Genomic DNA, 3,417 nt, shown 5'->3' on the forward strand with positions numbered 1-3,417 from the left:
GCCAGGCCTCAGCATTTTATTATGGTGATCCCCTGGGCGAAATGCGCCTGGTAAGCAGAGTTTTTGAAATGTAAGGCCTTTGAATAAGACAAAAGGCTGCCTCATCGCTAACTTTGCAACAGTGCCAGTTTTATTACGAACGTGTTTTGGGTGGACAACGGAAAACATATTTCATCGAAAGACCAAAAAAAGAAAAAACACTTCCTGTTGTGATGAGTGAAGAAGAAACCATTCGGGTACTACGCGCTATTGAAAACGTGAAACACAAGGCTATTCTGATGACTATTTATTCGGCAGGTTTGCGCATTTCTGAATGTATAAACCTGAAAATAAAAGACATTGACTCCAAGCGCATGCAAATTCGTATAGAACAGTCAAAAGGAAAAAGAGATCGTTATACCATTTTATCTGAGAAAACATTAATTATTTTAAGAACATACTTTATGGAATATAAACCAAAAGATTATTTATTTGAAGGTCAAAAAGGTGGCGCATACTCAAGCCGAAGTATTCAAAACATTTTTAAAGCAGCTGTTTTAAAAGCAAAGATTCAAAAGGAAGTTACTGTACATACCTTACGACATAGCTTTGCAACGCATTTGCTTGAGAATGGTACGAGTTTACGTTATATTCAATCGTTGTTAGGTCATTCAAGCAGTAAAACAACTGAGGTTTATACACATATTACCACCAAGGGAATGGAACAATTAAAAAGTCCGATGGATTTGTTAGATATATAGAAAGGATTTGTATATTTGAGCAAAACTTAACAAAAAGCACTATGAATATAAATCCTTTTGAGAGAGTAGAAACGAACGGTAAACGGTTGAAAACGGATTTGTCACTGATAATGAAAGGTTTAGCAAAATAAGATATAGTGGATATATACGCCATTTGGCGTATAGCCACTTGTTATGTGCCATTTTTGAATGACAATGCGAATAGATACGGACAAACAAATGAATTTACTTAGTGATAAGAACGTTGCAATAATTGGTGGTGGACCCGTTGGACTGACTATGGCAAAATTATTACAGCAAAACGGCATAGACGTTTCAGTTTACGAAAGAGACAACGACCGAGAGGCAAGAATTTTTGGTGGAACCCTTGACCTACACAAAGGTTCAGGTCAGGAAGCAATGAAAAAAGCGGGATTGTTACAAACTTATTATGACTTAGCCTTACCAATGGGTGTAAATATTGCTGATGAAAAAGGCAATATTTTATCCACAAAAAATGTAAAGCCCGAAAATCGATTTGACAATCCTGAAATAAACAGAAATGACTTAAGGGCTATCTTGTTGAATAGTTTAGAAAACGACACGGTTATTTGGGATAGAAAACTTGTTATGCTTGAACCTGGTAAGAAGAAGTGGACACTAACTTTTGAGAATAAACCGAGTGAAACAGCAGATTTGGTTATTCTTGCCAATGGTGGAATGTCGAAAATAAGGAGCTTTGTTACCGACACGCAAGTTGAAGAAACCGGTACTTTCAACATCCAAGCTGATATTCTTCAACCGGAAATAAACTGTCCCGGATTTTTTCAGCTATGCAACGGCAACCGATTAATGGCGGGACATCAGGGCATTTTATTGTTTGCCAATCCCAATAATAATGGTGCATTGTATTTAGGAATTAGTTTTAAAACGCCCGATGAATGGAAAAATAAAATTCCCTTAGATTTTCAGGACAGAAACAGCGTTGCCGATTTTTTATTGAAAAGATTTTCCAAATGGAGTGAAGTTTACAAACAATTAATACGTTCGGTATCAACATTTCAATGCTTGCCCACAAGGAAATTTCCTTTGAACAATGATTGGAAAAGTAACCGTCCATTACCCATAACAATGATTGGCGATGCTGCTCATTTGATGTCGCCTTTTGCAGGACAGGGTGTAAATACGGGATTATTGGATGCTTTGATATTGTCTGAAAACCTTACAAACGGAGAATTTACAAGTATTGAAAATGCCATCGAAAACTACGAACAACAAATGTTTGTTTATGCAAAAGATACGCAGGACGAATCGACAGAAAACGAAACCGAAATGTTTAGTCCCAATTTTTCGTTTCAAAAATTATTGAATCTATAAACAGTAAGAAAAAACGGCTACTAACAAGCAGTTTTGCAATAGTGGGGCAGAAGTGCAAAATTGAACTTGTGTGCTTCTATCAACTTTTGTACATTAGCTGCCAGTTTAAGATGGGTGCATTTGAGTATGCCCAAAGGAGCCCGCAAGTATGCGCAGGACGAAGCCAGTAGCCGCGCCGATGGTGGCGCGGGTCTATCTGCGCGTCAGCACCGACGCGCAGGACTTGGAACGCCAAGAGGCGATCACTACGGCCGCGAAGGCCGCCGGCTACTACGTCGCCGGCATCTACCGTGAGAAGGCATCCGGCGCACGCGCCGACCGGCCTGAGCTGCTGCGCATGATCGGCGACCTACAGCCCGGCGAGGTGGTCATTGCCGAGAAGATCGACCGCATCAGCCGCCTACCTTTGCCCGAGGCCGAGCGCCTGGTGGCCTCGATACAGGCCAAAGGCGCACGCCTGGCCGTCCCTGGCGTGGTCGATCTATCCGACCTGGCGGCCGAGGCCCAGGGCGTCGCCAAGATCGTGCTGGAAGCCGTGCAGATCATGCTTTTTCGCCTGGCCTTGCAGATGGCCCGCGACGACTACGAGGACAGGCGCGAACGCCAGCGCCAAGGCATTGAGTTGGCCCGCCAGGCCGGGCGGTACAAGGGCCGCCGTGCTGATCCGAAGCGCCGCGCCCAAGTTGTCGCGCTGCGCAAGTCCGGCTACAGCATCAACAAGACCGCCGAGCTGGCCGGGTACAGTGCGGCCCAGGTGAAACGGATATGGGCCGAGGTCAGCCAGGCCGAAGCGAAGCAGCACGGCGCGTTCGTGGAGGACGCATTGACGGAAGCCGATGCCCTGGCCGCTGTCGGCCAGGATGAGCGCCAGGAGGAAAGGGCATGAAGAAGCCGAACCAAGACGACGAGCCGTTTTTCATCACCGAGGAGATTGCGGCCGAAATGATCGCCGGCGGCTATGAGTTCGAGCTGCCGCCCATTCCTTGCACCATCCGCCTACGCGACGTGCTGGAGCGCATGACCGATGCTGAGCTAGCATTGCAGCCGGGCGAGATCGCCGACCAGGAGCGTGAACGCTGCCGGCGCAAGCCGTGTTCAACCTCATGATCTGGTCATGGTATTTTTCATGGCACTGAGCCTGATAGTTCTTGCAAATTGTTGTCACTAAAGGGTTTTGTGTGCTTGTTTACAATCGAGTGGGAGTGACGGGCACTGGCTGGCAATGTCTAGCAACGGCAGGCATTTCGGCTGAGGGTAAAAGAACTTTCCGCTAAGCGATAGACTGTATGTAAACACAGTATTGCAAGGACGCGGAACATGC

The 3,417-nt window shown here is 45.6% G+C and carries 4 protein-coding genes; all 4 read left to right on the top strand.

What is annotated here, in order from left to right; all coding sequences use genetic code 11:
• Positions 1 to 146: 146 nt before the first annotated feature.
• The 4 genes from FTU92_RS13940 (at position 147) to FTU92_RS13955 (ending at position 3,203) form a co-directional block, all read left to right on the top strand.
• Positions 147 to 740, top strand: coding sequence for a tyrosine-type recombinase/integrase (locus FTU92_RS13940; RefSeq protein ID WP_205779272.1), 594 nt, complete (start codon positions 147 to 149; stop codon positions 738 to 740).
• 189 nt (positions 741 to 929) lie between these two features.
• Positions 930 to 2,096 carry a tetracycline-inactivating monooxygenase Tet(X3) gene (locus tag FTU92_RS13945; protein ID WP_024160783.1) on the top strand — a complete coding sequence of 389 codons (1,167 nt, stop codon included), beginning with the start codon at positions 930 to 932 and terminating at the stop codon, positions 2,094 to 2,096.
• A 148-nt stretch (positions 2,097 to 2,244) separates the two neighbouring features.
• A complete protein-coding gene (locus FTU92_RS13950) occupies positions 2,245 to 2,982 on the top strand; it encodes a recombinase family protein (protein WP_001366550.1) in 738 nt (245 codons plus the stop codon).
• Entirely contained in the window at positions 2,979 to 3,203 is a 225-nt protein-coding gene (locus FTU92_RS13955; RefSeq protein WP_000743213.1) for a hypothetical protein, read from the top strand. Before FTU92_RS13950 ends, FTU92_RS13955 begins: the two co-directional genes overlap by 4 nt.
• The last annotated feature ends 214 nt before the right edge of the window (positions 3,204 to 3,417 follow it).

Source organism: Acinetobacter sp. YH12205, from assembly GCF_013418125.1.
Taxonomy (GTDB): domain Bacteria; phylum Pseudomonadota; class Gammaproteobacteria; order Pseudomonadales; family Moraxellaceae; genus Acinetobacter; species Acinetobacter towneri.